Source organism: Ligilactobacillus murinus, from assembly GCF_003288115.1.
In the GTDB taxonomy this organism is placed as follows: Bacteria; Bacillota; Bacilli; order Lactobacillales; family Lactobacillaceae; genus Ligilactobacillus; species Ligilactobacillus murinus.
In genome coordinates this window covers 803,121-819,037 of the sequence record NZ_CP023565.1, presented here as the reverse complement: position 1 = coordinate 819,037, position 15,917 = coordinate 803,121, and the positions used below count along the sequence as shown (strand labels likewise).

20 protein-coding genes are annotated in these 15,917 nt (G+C 39.7%); 17 read left to right on the top strand and 3 right to left on the bottom strand.

Annotated elements, in window-relative coordinates; genetic code table 11:
* The first annotated feature begins 16 nt into the window (after positions 1-16).
* Complete coding sequence (locus CPS94_RS04090) at positions 17-544, top strand: helix-turn-helix domain-containing protein (RefSeq protein ID WP_004047940.1); 528 nt, start codon at positions 17-19, stop codon at positions 542-544.
* Positions 469-1,404: an IS3 family transposase gene (locus CPS94_RS04085; protein WP_112193146.1), complete on the top strand. Its 936-nt coding sequence runs from the start codon at positions 469-471 to the stop codon at positions 1,402-1,404. Before CPS94_RS04090 ends, CPS94_RS04085 begins: the two co-directional genes overlap by 76 nt.
* A 206-nt stretch (positions 1,405-1,610) precedes the next feature.
* Here CPS94_RS04085 and CPS94_RS04080 read toward each other — a convergent pair whose 3' ends face one another.
* Together CPS94_RS04080 and CPS94_RS04075 are read right to left on the bottom strand one after the other, a co-directional pair.
* Complete coding sequence (locus CPS94_RS04080; RefSeq protein WP_056959630.1) at positions 1,611-1,961, bottom strand: hypothetical protein; 351 nt, start codon at positions 1,959-1,961, stop codon at positions 1,611-1,613.
* 18 nt (positions 1,962-1,979) lie between these two features.
* Complete coding sequence (locus CPS94_RS04075) at positions 1,980-2,939, bottom strand: nucleoside hydrolase (protein ID WP_089135447.1); 960 nt, start codon at positions 2,937-2,939, stop codon at positions 1,980-1,982.
* 223 nt (positions 2,940-3,162) lie between these two features.
* Between CPS94_RS04075 and CPS94_RS04070 the strand changes: the two genes are divergently transcribed.
* From CPS94_RS04070 to CPS94_RS04040, 7 genes are all read left to right on the top strand, one after another.
* Positions 3,163-3,651, top strand: coding sequence for a DUF3013 family protein (locus tag CPS94_RS04070; RefSeq protein ID WP_004047568.1), 489 nt, complete (start codon positions 3,163-3,165; stop codon positions 3,649-3,651).
* Between the two features lie 18 nt (positions 3,652-3,669).
* Positions 3,670-4,557, top strand: coding sequence for a 50S ribosomal protein L11 methyltransferase (gene prmA, locus CPS94_RS04065; protein WP_004047570.1), 888 nt, complete (start codon positions 3,670-3,672; stop codon positions 4,555-4,557).
* Between the two features lie 3 nt (positions 4,558-4,560).
* Positions 4,561-5,310, top strand: coding sequence for a 16S rRNA (uracil(1498)-N(3))-methyltransferase (locus CPS94_RS04060; protein WP_112286374.1), 750 nt, complete (start codon positions 4,561-4,563; stop codon positions 5,308-5,310).
* Between the two features lie 81 nt (positions 5,311-5,391).
* Positions 5,392-5,718 (top strand): hypothetical protein, encoded by a 327-nt coding sequence (locus CPS94_RS04055; protein ID WP_112194901.1) that lies wholly within the window; start codon positions 5,392-5,394, stop codon positions 5,716-5,718.
* A 121-nt stretch (positions 5,719-5,839) separates the two neighbouring features.
* Positions 5,840-8,062: a RelA/SpoT family protein gene (locus CPS94_RS04050; RefSeq protein ID WP_112194903.1), complete on the top strand. Its 2,223-nt coding sequence runs from the start codon at positions 5,840-5,842 to the stop codon at positions 8,060-8,062.
* A gap of 15 nt (positions 8,063-8,077) precedes the next feature.
* Positions 8,078-8,524, top strand: a complete 447-nt coding sequence (gene dtd / locus CPS94_RS04045; protein WP_112194905.1) for a D-aminoacyl-tRNA deacylase — start codon at positions 8,078-8,080, stop codon at positions 8,522-8,524.
* Positions 8,525-8,536: 12 nt separating this feature from the next.
* Positions 8,537-9,148: an HAD-IA family hydrolase gene (locus CPS94_RS04040; protein ID WP_112194907.1), complete on the top strand. Its 612-nt coding sequence runs from the start codon at positions 8,537-8,539 to the stop codon at positions 9,146-9,148.
* Positions 9,149-9,298: 150 nt separating this feature from the next.
* Here CPS94_RS04040 and CPS94_RS04035 read toward each other — a convergent pair whose 3' ends face one another.
* On the bottom strand, positions 9,299-10,063 hold the full coding sequence (locus tag CPS94_RS04035; RefSeq protein ID WP_112194909.1) for a TrmH family RNA methyltransferase: 765 nt from the start codon (positions 10,061-10,063) through the stop codon (positions 9,299-9,301).
* A 177-nt stretch (positions 10,064-10,240) separates the two neighbouring features.
* On the opposite strand from CPS94_RS04035, the gene CPS94_RS04030 reads away from it, so the two are divergent.
* The 8 genes from CPS94_RS04030 (at position 10,241) to CPS94_RS03995 (ending at position 15,898) form a co-directional block, all read left to right on the top strand.
* Entirely contained in the window at positions 10,241-10,468 is a 228-nt protein-coding gene (locus CPS94_RS04030) for a hypothetical protein (RefSeq protein WP_112194911.1), read from the top strand.
* 62 nt (positions 10,469-10,530) lie between these two features.
* Positions 10,531-11,598, top strand: a complete 1,068-nt coding sequence (locus tag CPS94_RS04025; RefSeq protein WP_112194913.1) for a M24 family metallopeptidase — start codon at positions 10,531-10,533, stop codon at positions 11,596-11,598.
* 129 nt (positions 11,599-11,727) lie between these two features.
* Positions 11,728-12,285, top strand: coding sequence for an elongation factor P (gene efp, locus CPS94_RS04020; RefSeq protein ID WP_004047589.1), 558 nt, complete (start codon positions 11,728-11,730; stop codon positions 12,283-12,285).
* Between the two features lie 260 nt (positions 12,286-12,545).
* Positions 12,546-12,974 carry an Asp23/Gls24 family envelope stress response protein gene (locus tag CPS94_RS04015; protein WP_004047591.1) on the top strand — a complete coding sequence of 143 codons (429 nt, stop codon included), beginning with the start codon at positions 12,546-12,548 and terminating at the stop codon, positions 12,972-12,974.
* Positions 12,974-13,372, top strand: coding sequence for a transcription antitermination factor NusB (nusB, locus tag CPS94_RS04010; RefSeq protein WP_004047594.1), 399 nt, complete (start codon positions 12,974-12,976; stop codon positions 13,370-13,372). The genes CPS94_RS04015 and nusB overlap by 1 nt, the downstream gene beginning before the upstream one ends.
* 110 nt (positions 13,373-13,482) lie before the next feature.
* Complete coding sequence (gene folD / locus CPS94_RS04005; protein WP_112194915.1) at positions 13,483-14,331, top strand: bifunctional methylenetetrahydrofolate dehydrogenase/methenyltetrahydrofolate cyclohydrolase FolD; 849 nt, start codon at positions 13,483-13,485, stop codon at positions 14,329-14,331.
* On the top strand, positions 14,331-15,674 hold the full coding sequence (gene xseA, locus CPS94_RS04000; protein ID WP_112194917.1) for an exodeoxyribonuclease VII large subunit: 1,344 nt from the start codon (positions 14,331-14,333) through the stop codon (positions 15,672-15,674). Before folD ends, xseA begins: the two co-directional genes overlap by 1 nt.
* A complete protein-coding gene (locus CPS94_RS03995) occupies positions 15,671-15,898 on the top strand; it encodes an exodeoxyribonuclease VII small subunit (RefSeq protein WP_004047599.1) in 228 nt (75 codons plus the stop codon). Before xseA ends, CPS94_RS03995 begins: the two co-directional genes overlap by 4 nt.
* Positions 15,899-15,917 lie beyond the last annotated feature (19 nt).

Here is a 15,917-nt window from a genome sequence, read left to right as displayed (position 1 = left end):
CTTAGGGGGTTTTACTATGACTAAATTTTCTTTTGAGGATAAGTTGCGGGCTGTAAATATGTATCTAAGAGGATATGGAAGTAACACAGTAGCTAAAGTTTATAAAGTGAAGAATCACTCAAATATCCTTATGTGGGTCAAACGATATCAAAAATATGGTATTGATGGGTTAAAAGTTCGCTACCCTAAATACGATTACGATGGAAATTTTAAGCTCAACGTTTTAAACTGGAGAAAAAGGCATAAGGCTTCCTATCCGGAAACGGCACTTCAGTTTGATATAAGTAATCCTGGGACGATCGCGACTTGGCAACGTAAATTGGATACTAAAGGTGTTGATGCCTTATTTACTAGAAGAGGACGGGCTAAACACATGACGACCAACAATAATAAACAAGCAGAAAAATCAGAATTATCTGAATTAGAACGTTTACGAGCTGAGAATCGTGCTTTACGGGTTGAAAATGAATACTTAAAAAAACTCGATGCCTTGGTTCAGAAGCGCGGACATCGCAAGAAAAATATCAAATCATCCAAGAACTAAGGCAAAAATTTAAATATACATTGGATGAAATACTACCTTACACTAGTCTTAAACGTAGTACATTTTACTATCAAGCCCAACGAATAAACAGGCGAAAAAATAAAGATGAGGAGCTATTAAAGCTTATAAAGGAGGTCAAATCAAAGCACCCGTGTTTTGGTTATCGTACAGTAACACTGAAATTACGATCTCAAGGCATAAAAGTAAATCATAAGCGTGTTAGTCGCATCATGCGAGAAAATGATCTATCAGCGCATATGTATAATAAACAAAGGCGAAAATATAATTCTGCCCTTGGACCACAAGGTAAGAAAGCTAAGAACTTATTACATCGACGTTTTGATACACATTTACCATTTCAAAAAATGGTGACCGACGTAAGTGAATTTAGGTATGGAAATAAGACACAAGAAGAACGTGTCTATCTTTCACCTATCAAAGATCTATGTACAGATGAAATAGTAAGCTATAGTATCAGTAAGCATCCAACAACAGACTTCGTGGTAAAACCGTTGGATGCATTGATAAAACTTAGACCTAAATTAAACTATCGTATGACTCTCCATAGCGATCAAGGTGTCCAATATCAGAGTGTCCAATGGCGAAAGAAGCTAAAAGAAAATAGGATCTTTCAAAGCATGTCTCGTAGGGCAACGTGCTTAGATAATGCACCCATGGAAAGTTTTTTCCACACAATGAAAGTAGAGCTATATCACAATAAAGAATATACAACACAAGAAGAGTTGGTCAAAGCAATGATCAGCTGGATCAGCTATTACAATAACGAACGGATAAAGGTCAAACTAAAAGGCAAGACACCGGTAGAATACCGACATCTTGCCTTAAGAAATATAGTCTAAATAGAGTGTCCAACTTTATGGGTTCACTTCACCAAAAAGCAGGTCTTTTTTTGTATGACGAATCGTTAAATCAAGTGCAACGAAACGCGATAAAACCCTTCATTTGGATTTTTCTAACCTAAACTTTGATGCTTTTGCTGCTGTGCTCGAATTATAAATGAAAGGTACAAAAAAACTCCCTTGGCCACAGCCAAGGGAGAGAATATTTAAGTTCTGAAAACAAATAGTCCAGTGCCGATCCCAATAAAGATACAAGCTAAACAAAGATAGATACTAGTCCAAGCATTGCCGATCCGAAACCAAAAATTACGTGCTGTCATAAGAAAGATCAGGCAGGCGGTAATAAAAAATAGAAAATAGATCAATTTTAGTGGCGCAAAAATAAATAAGACCATCAAAGCGCAAAGCAACAATAAATTTCTAAAATTTTTATACCAGTACAAAGTACCAAAGAAAGCCTGTTGATAAGAAAAACGGCGGTTATGCGGTAAAGAACTAAATTTTAAGATGACCAGCAAAAGCCAAAAGATATAAAGGGAGATCCCAAGAATATTCATTGCTTAAGCCTCATCTTCCTAATTTTTGCTAAATAGCGTTGTCAAGCGTTCCATAAATAGATCAACAAAGCGACCTTTATCAACGTTGACGGCTGCTTTAGTCAATAAAGCTGGTTCGTTGATCCGAGTCTCATCACCGATCGTGCGTCCAGCATAAGGACCTTCAGTATCAACTTTCATATTTAGATCAAGTGTTGTTACTAATGAAGGATCGATCGCTGCTGCTACAGCTAATGGATCATGTAAAGCACAGCCACCTAAGTGAGGACTTGTAACTTTGTAAGCATCGATATAATAATCTGTTAGTTCAGCGTATTTTTCACCGGCTAAAGTCTTTAAGTCACGCCACTTTTGAGTTTCTTTTGTAGTCAAGAGTGTTCGAGTCGTAACGTCTAAGCCGATCATTGTCAATGGAAATTCACTGCGAAAGACTTTATCAGCTGCTTCAGGATCTTGATTGATGTTAGCTTCAGTTACGGGATTGACGTTTCCAGGAACAGTCAAAGCTCCCCCCATTAAGGTAACTTTACCTACAAGTTTAGCGATCTGGGGATCTTTTTCCAAGGCGGCAGCTAAGTTTGTTAAAGGACCTGTTGGAACGATCACGAGGTCTTTACCATATTTGTGTGCCGCTTCGATGAAGAAATCGATCCCAGACATCGTTTCTGGTTTGCGATCAGCTTTTTTTAGTTTGACTTCGCCGATCCCGTTTTTGCCGTGGATCTGGGCGCTGATCGGCATAACTTCAAAGCTATCCTTAGTTGAAGCGTGTGGAAGTCCAGTAAAAACTGGAATATCGGGGCGTCCTAACAGTTCAAGCAAGTCTAAACTGTTTTGGACCCCATCTTCGACTAAAATGTTACCATATGAACCCACGATCCCGATCAGATCGCATTCTTCTGAAGCTAAAGCATAAGCGATGGCTAATGCATCGTCGATCCCAGTATCAAGATCAAGAATCATTTTGTATTTTGCCAAGTAGATCATCTCCTAAAGTTAGTAATTCACACTCTTAGTTTATCAGAAATTATGGCTTTTGTGCTTAATTGAGTGTAAAAAATTAATAAAATATTACTAAAAACGATAAAATATACGTTAAATAAGCTAAAAACAAAAGATTATCGAATTAAACTTGTTTTCTATCCTGCCTAGAGGTTACTATATTAGTATAACTATACACAGACAGGACAGGATTGATTGGATGGCAAAAACAGATCTTTTGACTTTTTTAGAAAGCAATATAGATAGTTTGGATTTTGATGGTAAGATCGAACTTTTTTGGAATAAGCGTGCCAAGACATTTGAGATGGAATTGACCTTTTATGCTGAAAACTCTACTAGTCAAGTCATCACTGATGCTGAAGGGGTAAGTTCTGATGAGCCGATCATCTCATTTAGTGATAGCATTTTATTTTATGATGAGAAAAATGTAGCACAAGTCGAACCAGAGGCGTATTTAGCGTGTTTGAGCTATGCTGGTAAAAAAGGTTGGACGTTAGCACGAGGTAAAGCATTTTTTAGTTATTTACAGATCGTGTTAGACAATGGACGTTCGGACCTACTTGACTTTTTAAATGACGGCGATAAGGAATTATTCGAACTGACGTGGTCGATGAGTGAATTTGAAAGATTTGTGCACGATGCGACTGAGAATACGGCTATTGAAAATCTGCCGTACCCTAAATTTTAAGCAAAGGATGAATTTATCTTGGATTGGATCAAATTAACTGTAACGACAACAAATGAGGCGAGTGAAGCTGTGATCAATCTTTTGATGGAAAATGGTGCTGGTGGCGTTGAGATCGACGATTCAGATCTTAGTCAAGTTGAGTTAGCGACATATTTTCAAGCTCAAGCTGGTTTAGTAGAGTTACTCCCAGAATTAGAACAAAAGATCGCACAATTGCGAGAATTTGGCTTAGATCCAGGGAAAGGAACTGTCAAATTAGCTGAACTAGATGATGACTCTTGGGCGGATGTTTGGAAGAAATACTATCATCCAGTTCGCTTAACACGCTATTTGACGATCGTACCAAGTTGGGAAAGTTATACTCCAGGGTCAACTGATGAAAAAGTTATCAAACTTGATCCTGGTCGTGCTTTTGGAACGGGGACACATCCAACGACTAAATTGGCCTTACAAGCATTAGAGACAGTTGTACGTGGTGGCGAAACTATGATAGATGTGGGAACTGGCTCAGGTGTCTTGAGTATTGCAGCTAAGTATTTTGGGGTCGAACAGATCGCTGCTTATGATGTTGATGCTGAAGCGGTCAAAGCGGCCGAAGAAAATTTGGCGTTAAATGGTATGCAAGATGCGATCACAGTGGGAGCTAATGATCTGTTGGCTGGGATCAAGACCAAAGTTGAGTTGATCACAGCTAATATCTTGGCCGAGATCATCGTGCCATTGATCCCCCAAGCTTATGAATGCTTAAAGCCAGGCGGGATCTTTATCACTTCAGGGATCATCGTTGACAAAAAAGACTTGATCGTTAGTGAACTTGAAGCAAAGGGTTTTGTGATCGATCAAGTTTTAAATATAAAAGATTGGTATTCGATCATCGCCCATATGCCAACTACAGATGAGGTTTAAAAAATGCAACGTTATTTTTATAATGAAATGTTAGCCAATGAGCAATTTATTTTACCAAAAGACATCTATAAGCATGCGATCACAGTAATGCGGATGCGTGTGGGGGATAAATTTGAGTTGGTGACCCCAGATAAGCAAGTTCAGCTCATGGAAGTGACCGCAGTTGATAAACACCAGGCTCGAGCTAAGGTCGTTGAAACTTTTAGCCATCAAACTGAATTGCCAGTTGTAACAACGATCGCTTGTGGACTTTCTAAGGGGGATAAAGCGGAATTGATCGTTCAAAAGGGAACGGAATTAGGAGCTGATAAATTTATCTTTTTTAAGGGCGATTTTTCAGTCGCTAAATGGGATGATAAAAAGCAAGCTAAAAAGATCATGCGGTTGGAAAAGATCGCTTTAGCAGCAGCTGAACAGTTACATCGTACAACGATCCCGACGATCAGCTACTGCAATAGCTTGAAAGAATTGAAACTAGCTTCAGATGAGCTAGGTATCGTGGCCTATGAAGAGGCAGCTAAACAAGGGGAAAAAGCTAATTTGGTCAAAATCATTGAACAGCTCACTACACGTAAAACATCACATTTGACGGCAGTTTTTGGCCCAGAAGGTGGATTATCAACAAATGAGATCGAACTTTTGACTCAAGCAGGCTTTATTCAAGCGGGATTAGGACCGCGGATCATGCGAGCTGAAACAGCGCCACTATATCTTTTAGCGACGCTTTCTTATGCATTAGAATTAGTAAAATAGCCTGTAGCAGAGTTTCTTCTATACTAAAATGTGATTTTACGGTAAAATGAAATTAATTAATTTTAGAAACAGGTAATGAGAATGCAATTAAGTAAAGTATCACCCCAAAAAGTAATTTCGTACTGGGCTTTTGCCACACTGTTTAGTTTCGTGATCCCGATCATTTTTACTGTTTTAAATGTTGATGAGATCACGAAAACGGGTGTGATCTTATTTGGTATCAATGTAGTTTATGCGATCGCAACTGGATTTTATGCAGGTAAACAGGCTGATAAGTTTTGGTTAGTGCTATTTTTCCCAGTTATTTACTTGGTCGGTTGTGATTTCTTTTTTGATAGCCATGCGATCTATTGTGCCGTAGTTTATCTGATGTTGACAGGCTTTGCCTATGGTGCTGTACGCAAATAAAATTTTACAACAGCAGTAGGCACTTTTTGCAGTAGTGAAAAGTGCCTATCGTGCATTCAAATGAATTTGGTAGATTGGTGAGAAAGGAAGCGCTACTGTCTTTAGTAGCGACGGTGATGAGATGGAAAAGAACGTAATTTGGAGTGCAGAAGACGTGATCAACAAATGTAGTGGATACATGAATGCAGAACATGTGGCAATTGTACAAAAAGCCTGTGATTTTGCTACCTACGTTCACCGTGAGCAATTTCGTAAGTCAGGGGAACCCTATATCGTCCACCCGATCCAAGTGGCTGCGATCTTAGCTGAATTAAAAATGGATCCTGAAACGGTAAGTGCGGGTTTTTTACATGATGTAGTCGAGGATACGCCCGTTATTTTGGCTGATATTGGTGAGCTCTTTGGTAAAGATATCGAAGTGATCGTAGACGGGGTCACAAAATTGAGCAAGATCCGCTACAAGTCACACCGAGAACAGTTAGCTGAAAATCACCGTAAATTACTCTTGGCGATGTCAAAAGACTTACGGGTCATTATCGTGAAGTTAGCTGACCGCTTGCATAATATGCGTACTTTAAAACATTTGCGTCCAGACAAACAACGTCGTATTGCAAATGAAACACTTGAGATCTATGCACCGTTAGCTGATCGTTTAGGTATCAGCACGATCAAATGGGAATTAGAAGATACTTCATTAAGGTACTTGAATCCCCAACAATACTATCGCATCGTACATTTGATGAATTCAAGACGTGACGAGCGTTTACAATATATCAATGAAGCGATCGATGAGATCAAAGGCGCGATCGTGGATCTTAAGCTCAAAGATTGTGAGATCTATGGGCGACCAAAGCATATTTACTCGATCTATCGTAAGATGCGCGATCAGCACAAACAATTCAGTCAGATCTATGACTTACTTGCGATCCGTGTGATCGTTAAATCGATCAAGGATTGCTATGCTGTATTAGGTGCGATCCATACGAAGTGGACCCCAATGCCGGGACGGTTCAAAGATTATATTGCGATGCCTAAAGCAAACATGTACCAATCGTTGCATACGACTTTGATCGGACCAAATGGGACTCCATTTGAGGTGCAGATCAGAACTGAAGAGATGCACCGGGTGGCTGAATATGGTATCGCTGCTCACTGGGCCTATAAGGAAGGTAAGACAGATGGCGTCAAAGAAACGACGACGGGTGAAAAACTCAACTTGTTCAAAGAGATCATTGAATTACAAAATGAATCCAGTGATGCTAGTGATTTCATGGAAAGCGTCAAGGGCGATCTTTTTAGTGACCGCGTCTATGTCTTTACGCCTAAAGGGGATGTCTTTGAATTACCTAAAGGGGCTGGACCACTGGATATGGCTTATTCGATCCATACTGAGATCGGCAACCATACGACAGGAGCTAAAGTCAATGGCAAGATCGTTCCGCTAGATTATCAGGTCAAAAATGGTGATATCGTTGATATTTTGACTTCACAAAATTCTGCTGGCCCTAGTCGGGATTGGTTAGATCTGGTGCATACCAATAAGGCACGTAATAAAGTCAAACGTTTCTTTAAACAACAAGATCGGATCCAAAATATCGATCGTGGTAAAGATATTTTAGAAGAAGCACTGATCGAAGAAGGATATAATGTACATGATGTTTTAAATGCTAAAAATATTGAGCGGGTCTTGGACAAGCGTCATATTTCCACGAGCGATGATATGTATGCAGCACTTGGCTTTGGTGAATTACAACCAGCTGGGATCATTAATATTTTGACACAAGATATTCGTGAGCAAAAAGAATTACAACGTAAAAAACAGCAAGAAAAAGATCTCCTTGAAGATCATAAGGGGATCAAAAATAATAATGCTAACAGTAAGAATAAGCATGATGAAAGTGTCTTGATCGAAGGGATCGATAATCTATTGGTCCGCTTGAGCCATTGTTGTAATCCGATCCCTGGTGATGAGATCGTTGGCTATATCACTAAGGGTCGTGGGGTATCGGTCCACCGAACTGATTGTCCTAATGTGAAGAATGCTGAACAAAGTGGCACACGTTTGATCGATGTAAGTTGGAATGTCGTTTCTGATGATCGGACGCACTATAATACTGATCTTGAGATCCAAGGGTATAATCGTTCGGGTCTGTTGAATGATGTTTTACAGGCGGTCAACAATACGACAAAACAGCTCAATTCGATCAATGGCCGGATCGACCATAATAAGATGGCGACGATCGATGTGACGGTAGGAATCAGAGATAAGGTGCATTTGCAACGAGTTATCGACAATATCAAACGAGTTCCTGATGTTTATGTAGTAAAACGAACGATCCATTAAGCGAGGTAAAGAAAAGTGCGTGTAGTATTACAACGAGTTAGAAAAGCTAGTGTGGCGATCGCAGAGCAAACAGTTGGTCAGATCGATCAAGGTTTGATGCTATTGGTTGGTTTTCAGACGGGTGATGGTAGTGAACAGATCGATCATTTAGTTAAAAAAATCGCCAACTGTCGGATATTTAGCGACGAAGAAGGCAAGCTGAATCTGAATGTTCAACAGATCGCAGGAGAAATTTTATCGATCTCACAATTTACGCTTTATGCCGACACTAAGAAAGGAAATCGCCCAAGTTTTACTAAAGCCCAAGAACCAGCTAAGGCAGCGGCTAATTATGCTGAATTTAACCAAAAGCTACAAGCTTTAGGGCTCGAAGTTCAGACTGGGGAATTTGGGGCCGATATGCAAGTGAGTTTGATAAATGATGGTCCCGTAACGATCATCTTTGATACAGAGAATAGATAGTGAGGTCATAATATGTATCAAAATTATTTTTTTGATTTCGATGGAACGCTTTATGATACGTATCCTGGCATGGTCAAAGCCTTTGTTGAAGCTTTTGCACTTCAAGGAGTAGAATTATCGCCAAATGAAGTTTATCAAGTGATGCGTGAGGTTTCTGTTCGTGAAGCTTATCGGCGATATATGACATCACAGTTAGATGCGACCAAATTGCATGCTGATTATCGGAATTTAGAAGAAAAATATCAAGTTCAAGCTAAGCCGTTTTCGGGGGCACGTGAATTGTTAGAGCGAGTCATTGCTAACGGTGGGCAAAACTTTTTATTGACTCATCGAGATAAAAGTTCATTGGAATTGCTCAAACGTGATGGATTTTTGCAATATTTTACGGATCATTCGACAGCAGATGATGGTTTTAAACGTAAGCCTGATCCTGAGGCGTTGAACTTTTTAGTCGCTAAACATGGTCTAGATCCCAGCGCTTCTGTAATGGTCGGTGATCGGACATTAGATGTTGTAGCGGGACACAACGCTAAGATGGCAGGGGTCTTATTTGACCCTGATAAATTGATCAAGGCTGATGTTTGTGCAGAACAGATCGTTCAAAACTTGAATGCTATCAAATAAAAATTGCTGGGACATAAGGCTTTAGTTGATTTTCAAAATATAGCTACTGATGTCAAATTGTGATCTTTAATGAATAAAGGAAAGGACCTACTACGATATCTAAATCGTGATAGGTCCTTCTTTATTTATATGATTCTCCCACTCTTTTAGCTAGTCTATGAGTTGAAACATCAAGATCCCAGCAGCAACAGCTACATTTAGCGATTCGGCATGACCCTTGATCGGGATATAGAGATTGAGTGAAGTTTGTTGTAATAGTTCTGCACTCATACCGTTACCTTCATTGCCCATGATCAAAGCAAAATTTTGGTGTTGGCCAACTTCTTGATAGGAACGAGCGTCTTTGTTTAGTTCGCTTCCAAAAACAGGATAATTTTTGGCTTTGAAAGCTTGGACCCAAGTGGTCAGATCGGCTGTAATTAATTGAAGATGGAATTGGCTACCTTGCATTGAGCGGACGACTTTAGGTTGATACATATCAGCTGTCTTAGAGCCAAAAACGACACCTGAAAAGCCAGCTGCGTCAGCGGTACGCACCATAGTTCCGATATTTCCTGGATCTTGGACACCATCAAGTAATAGCCATGCTCCAGAAGCGGTAGTCGGATCGAGTTTTGTTTGCTCAAATGCTACTTCAGCAAAGATACCTTGTGGTGATTTAGTTTCGCTGAGTTGTTTGGCGATCGACTCACTGATCGAAAAATATTGGATCTCGGGCAAGATCTCTAAGTCAGCTAAATGTTTGAAACTCGGTGTGACTAGAATCTTTTGGATTGGCTTGTCAGAATTTAGTGCCTCTTTGACTAAATGCCAACCATCGAGCAGATAAGTTTGACTTTGTTGACGCCCTTTTTTAGTGGCAAGTTTTTTCCAAGCCTTGACTTGAGGATTGGAGACCGATGTAATTTCTTTCATTATCCGTGACCTCGTTTTCTAATTTACATAAAATTCAGTATAACATATTAACTATAACAAGGAGGAATGTTTTTAAAAACGATAGCTTATTATAAATTGATTATATAAGTTGTGGTTGATGGAATTTTTGCTTACTAAGGAATATAATACGGATAAAAAGTAAATGGGGGCGGTAGTTTGCCAACCTTATTAGAAAAGATCTACTTTGAAGAACAAGATCAAACAATGTTAGTTCTTAGTACAAAACAAAACTTTAAGGGCGCAACAGCGATCGTTGATGGAACAGACAAGTGTTTTATGATCGTTCGAGTTCATTTTCGAAGTCTCAAAAGTTATCGAGCTAATCGGATCATTGTGGTGGTCAAGGGAAACTATATCGCTGATAAGATCAAGGAGATCGTTTAGATTTTCTAGCGCACATAGGTGTGTTATTATGAGATAAATATGAATCAAGGAAGGTAACAGCGATGAATGAATTCGACCAACGTTGTCAACACTTACGTCAAAAAATGCAAGAAGCTAGTGTAGATGCTTATTTGGTGACTTCACCAGATAATATCTATTATTTAAGTGGTTTTACAGGGGATGCGGGAGTTCTGCTAGTAACAGAACAAGAACGCTATTTGATCACTGACGCACGTTTTGAGACGCAAATAGCTCAAACTAATCCGTGGTTAGAAGCTGTGATCACACGGGATTATTTTGGACAAGCCTTAGAGTTATGCGAACGTGAGCATGTTGTTGCTTTAGCTTTTGAGGAAAGTTTGAGCTATCAAGTTTATGATCAGTTAGATGAATATGCTCCGTGTGATCTAGTCGCATTGAGTGGCTTGATCGAAGTATTGCGCTCACAAAAATCTGCTGCTGAGATCGAAAAGATAAAAGCGAGTTGTCGCTTAGCTAAAGCTGGGTTTGAATATGTTTTAAAGACCGCTAGACCAGGCCTTGAAGAACGAGACCTAGCCTTGGAATTGGATCATTACATGCGAAAAAACGGAGCTAGTCAAGCCTCCTTTGAAACTATCGTAGCTTCAGGAACTCGTTCGGCTTTACCACATGGTGTCGCAAGTAACAAAAAATTAGCCTCAGGGGACTTGGTGACGCTTGATTATGGTTATTTTTTAGAGCATTATACTTCAGATGTGACCAGAACCTTTGCACTAGGTAAGGTCGAGCCTAGACTAGAAGAGATATATCATATCGTTTCTGAAGCTAAGCAATTGACGATCGAAGCAGTCAGACCTGGGATCACCGGAAAAGAACTTGATCGAGTCGGTCGTGAATATATCACCCAAAAAGGCTACGATAAATATTTTGAACATGGCATGGGACATGGGATCGGGTTAAATGTTCATGAAGGACCTTATATCGGCAAAACAAGCACAGAAGTTTTACAGCCAGGGCAAGTGATCACCATCGAGCCTGGGATCTATTTGCCTGATCTAGGGGGAGTACGTTTGGAAGATGATATTTTAGTCACTGAAACAGGCTATGAGAATTTGACCGATTTTTACCAAGAATATTATGAGATTTAAGCGAGATAGCGGGGATTAACTTGCATTTACAGCTGTTCTTTTGATATTATAAAGTGTATGAATTATATTTGGATAAGTGTGCTACTAATGAGATAGTGGGACTTATGTAATTATTTTAGGAGGACTAATATGATTTCAGTAAATGATTTTAAAAATGGCTTAACGATCACAGTTGATGGTGAATTATGGCGTGTGGTCGAATTTCAACATGTGAAGCCAGGCAAGGGTTCAGCTTTTGTCCGTTCTAAATTAAAAAACTTACGTAATGGTGCTGTTCAAGAAAAAACATTCCGTGCTGGTGAAAAAGTAGAACAAGCACAGATCGATCGCAAGAAGATGCAATACTTATACGCTGATGGTAATAACTATGTCTTCATGGATACAGATACTTATGAACAATTAGAATTACCAGGTGAAAGCTTGACAGAAGAATTGAAGTACTTGAAAGAAAACATGGTCGTTAGTGTTATCATGTACGGTTCTGAAACATTAGGGGTCGAACTGCCAAATACGGTCGATCTAACAGTTGCTGAAACTGAACCAGGTATCAAAGGTGATACAGCTTCTGGTGGTTCTAAACCAGCTACAATGGAAACAGGTGTTGTGGTCCAAGTTCCATTCTTCGTTAATGAAGGTGATGTATTAACGATCAACACAACTGACGGCACATATATCTCACGTGCTTGATCTGGTCAATTGAACGTTATTTTCGCCAAAAATCAACCATTTAGCAATTTTAGCTATTTTTTGTGACAGTGACCGTAAGAAAGATAATATGGGATCGGGATTGTCCTGGCATAAAAACTTGAAGACAGGTAAATTTTTAAAAAAGGATTTCTTGGTTGAATATTGGAAGTAAAAAAATTTAAGAAAGGAAATATATAATCTTTCTTGAGATATAGGGGAGTCCCTATATTTTTCCATATTTTATATAGCAGGTTTTAGATATGTCTGAAGATAATAATATTGTTTTAACAAGTAAAGAACCCAGCTTAGGTGAAGTTCGGTTAGCACCAGAAGTGATCGAAGTGATCATTGGGATCGCGGCAAGTCAAGTCGATGGTGTGTATTCGATGCGTGGTTCGATCGCCAACAGCTTTTCAGAACTCTTAGGCCGTCAAATTCGAGGGAAAGGTGTCAAAGTCAACAAAGATGAAGATCAATTGAAAGTTGATGTCTATGTCTTTTTGAACTATGGCGTCTCAGTTCCTAAAGTTGCAGCCCAGATCCAAGAAAAGGTTCGCCAACAAGTTCTCTTTATGACGGGAATTGAAATTTTAGGCGTTGATGTGCACGTTCAAGGGGTAATTCCTGAAAAACAAGAACAAACAATTGACCCAAACAATCTATTTGGGGAAGAGAATGGTGAAGAATAGTGAGTATTAGTAGACATGATACGCGTAAACTGGCTTTTCAAGCACTTTTTGCGTTGAATAGCAACCCAGATGCCTTACCACAAGACGTTTACGAAGCTTTGTTGGAAGATGAGGCGACAACTACAGTACCAGCCTACTTGCCTGAATTGGTAGAAGGCGTACTTACACACCAATCTGAATTAGACGCAAAGATCGATCAATATTTAAGCTCAAACTGGACGCTTGCACGCTTGAACAAGACAGATCTCTTGGTCTTGCGCTTAGCGATCTATGAAATGCTTTATGTTGATGATGTTCCAGCTAAAGTAGCTTTAGATGAAGCTTTGCAATTAGCAAAGGAATTTAGTGATGATAAATCACGGCGTTTTATCAATGGTGTTTTATCAAATCTACTTTAAAGATGAAAATGTCTGTACTAAAGTTTAGTGCAGGCATTTTATTTTTGAAAAAAATGTAGCTGAATGTGCTAAAATATTAGGTATACACTAAAGTTAAGGTTGTGATTTATATGACAGTGATGATAGACGGACGCGGAACTGCTGAAAAAATCCGCAGCCAATTAAAGCAAAAGACAGAACAGTTAAAACAACAAGGACTAGAGCCATGTTTGGCTGTTGTTTTAGTGGGAGATGATCCGGCTAGTCAGGTGTATGTCCGTAATAAAAAACGGGCCGCTGAAAAGATCGGGATCAAAACTAAAGATATCACTTTGCCAGCTAACACAACACAAACAGAGTTATTACAATTGATCGATGAGTTAAATGATGATGTAACAGTCCATGCGATCTTAGTGCAGATGCCGTTACCGACGCAGCTTGATGAAAATGCGGTGATCGAACGGATCGATCCTAAAAAGGATGCTGATGGTTTACATCCTGAAAACTTAGGGCATCTTTTTATGGGGCAACCTAAAGCCTTGCCATGTACTCCGCGTGGGATCATGGTCTTATTAGAAGAGTATCAGATCCCTGTAGCCGGTAAAAATGTTGTGATCATCGGACGCAGTAATTTAGTTGGACGTCCTTTAGCAGCTTTAATGATAAATGCAGATGCTACGGTCACTGTGGCACATAGTAAGACTAAAGAGCTTTCAAGCGTTGCTAGCCAAGCTGATATTTTAGTCGTTGCAACTGGGCGAGCTGAAATGGTCGATGAGACTTATATCAAGGAAGGCGCAACTGTGATCGATGTCGGGATCAATCGTTTGGCTAACGGTAAATTAGTCGGTGATGTCAAACAAGCCAGTGCTGAAACTAAGGCAACCTATTTGACGCCAGTTCCTGGTGGTGTGGGTCCGATGACGATCGCAATGTTGATGCAACAAACGCTTGAATTGGCAGAAAAGAGCAATAACTAATGGAAAAAGATCAATATTTAACTGTCACAGCACTAACTAAGTATCTACATCGAAAATTCAGTGCCGATCCATATTTGAATCGTGTCTATCTGACTGGTGAGATCTCAAATTTCCGTTTGCGTCCACGCCATCAATATTTTAGTTTAAAAGACGATGGTGCTAAAATAGATGCGGTCATGTTTCAATCAGCATTTAACAAATTGAAATTCAATGTTGAAGATGGAATGAAAGTCTTAGTGGTCGGAAGAGTAGATCTGTATGAACCTAGTGGGAATTACCAAATAACGATCGAAAAGATGGAACCAGATGGTGTTGGTGCTTTGTATCAAGCGTTTGAACAATTAAAAGCTAAATTAGCCACAGAGGGCTTGTTTAGCGCACCTAAGCGACCTTTAGTCCACTTTCCTAAACGGATCGCGGTCATCACTAGTCCATCTGGAGCAGTTATTCGTGATATCATCACGACTACTAGACGGCGGTATCCGATCGCGCAGCTAGTTTTATTTCCTGCAGTCGTTCAAGGCGAGAAAGCAGCTGATTCATTAGTAGGGCGATTAAAAGAGGTCAATGCCCGTGGCGATTTTGATACGATCATCATCGGTCGTGGTGGGGGATCGATCGAGGATCTGTGGCCTTTTAACGAAGAAAAAGTTGCTCGAGCGATCTTTGACAGTCAGATCCCGATCATTTCTTCGGTTGGACACGAAACGGATACGACGATCGCTGACCTAGTGGCTGATGTCAGGGCAGCAACCCCTACCGCAGCGGCTGAATTAGCGACGCCGGTTTTAGAAGACGAGATCTTGCGGATCAAACAAGATAAATTGCGCTTGATCCAAAGCTATCAAGCTATGCTAAAGTTACGGCGCCAACAGCTACAAAAATTGCAAAATTCTTACGTTTTTATGCAACCAAATCGTTTGTATGAAGGCTACCTTCAAAAACTTGATGGTTACCAGAATCGACTCAAACAGGCTTACCGTGAACAGTTGTACCAAAAAGAAAAGGTATTTTCAGAGCTGACGATGCGTTTGCAACGCTCTTCGCCAAAAGATACGATCAACTTGCATAAACAACAAGTGGTGCAGCTCAAAAAAGATCTATTTCGGGTGGCCGAAAAATATGTTGGTGATAGAGAGCAACGTTTGGTAAAGGCTACCGCTGCTTTAGATATGTTGAGTCCGTTGCGTGTTATGGGACGCGGTTTTTCTTACGTCACGGCAGATGAAAAGATCATCAAAAAGACATCTGATCTGTCAGTGGGGTCTGAGATCAAATTGCATTTAAGCGATGGTAGTGCTAAAGCTAAAATTACTAAAATTGATGGGATGAAGAAAAAATGACAGAAAATAATTTAACCTTTGAACAAGAATTACAAATGTTAGAAGCGATCGTAGGCAAACTTGAGCAAGGTGATGTTCCTTTGGAAGAAGCGTTAGCACAATTTCAAAAAGGGGTAGCTTTAAGTAAAAAATTGCAAGAGACCCTCCAAAATGCCGAGGATACTTTGACTAAAGTCATCAATGAAGAAGGACAAGAAGTCATCTTTGAAGCAAATAATGACTAATATTTAGTTGTGTATTGTG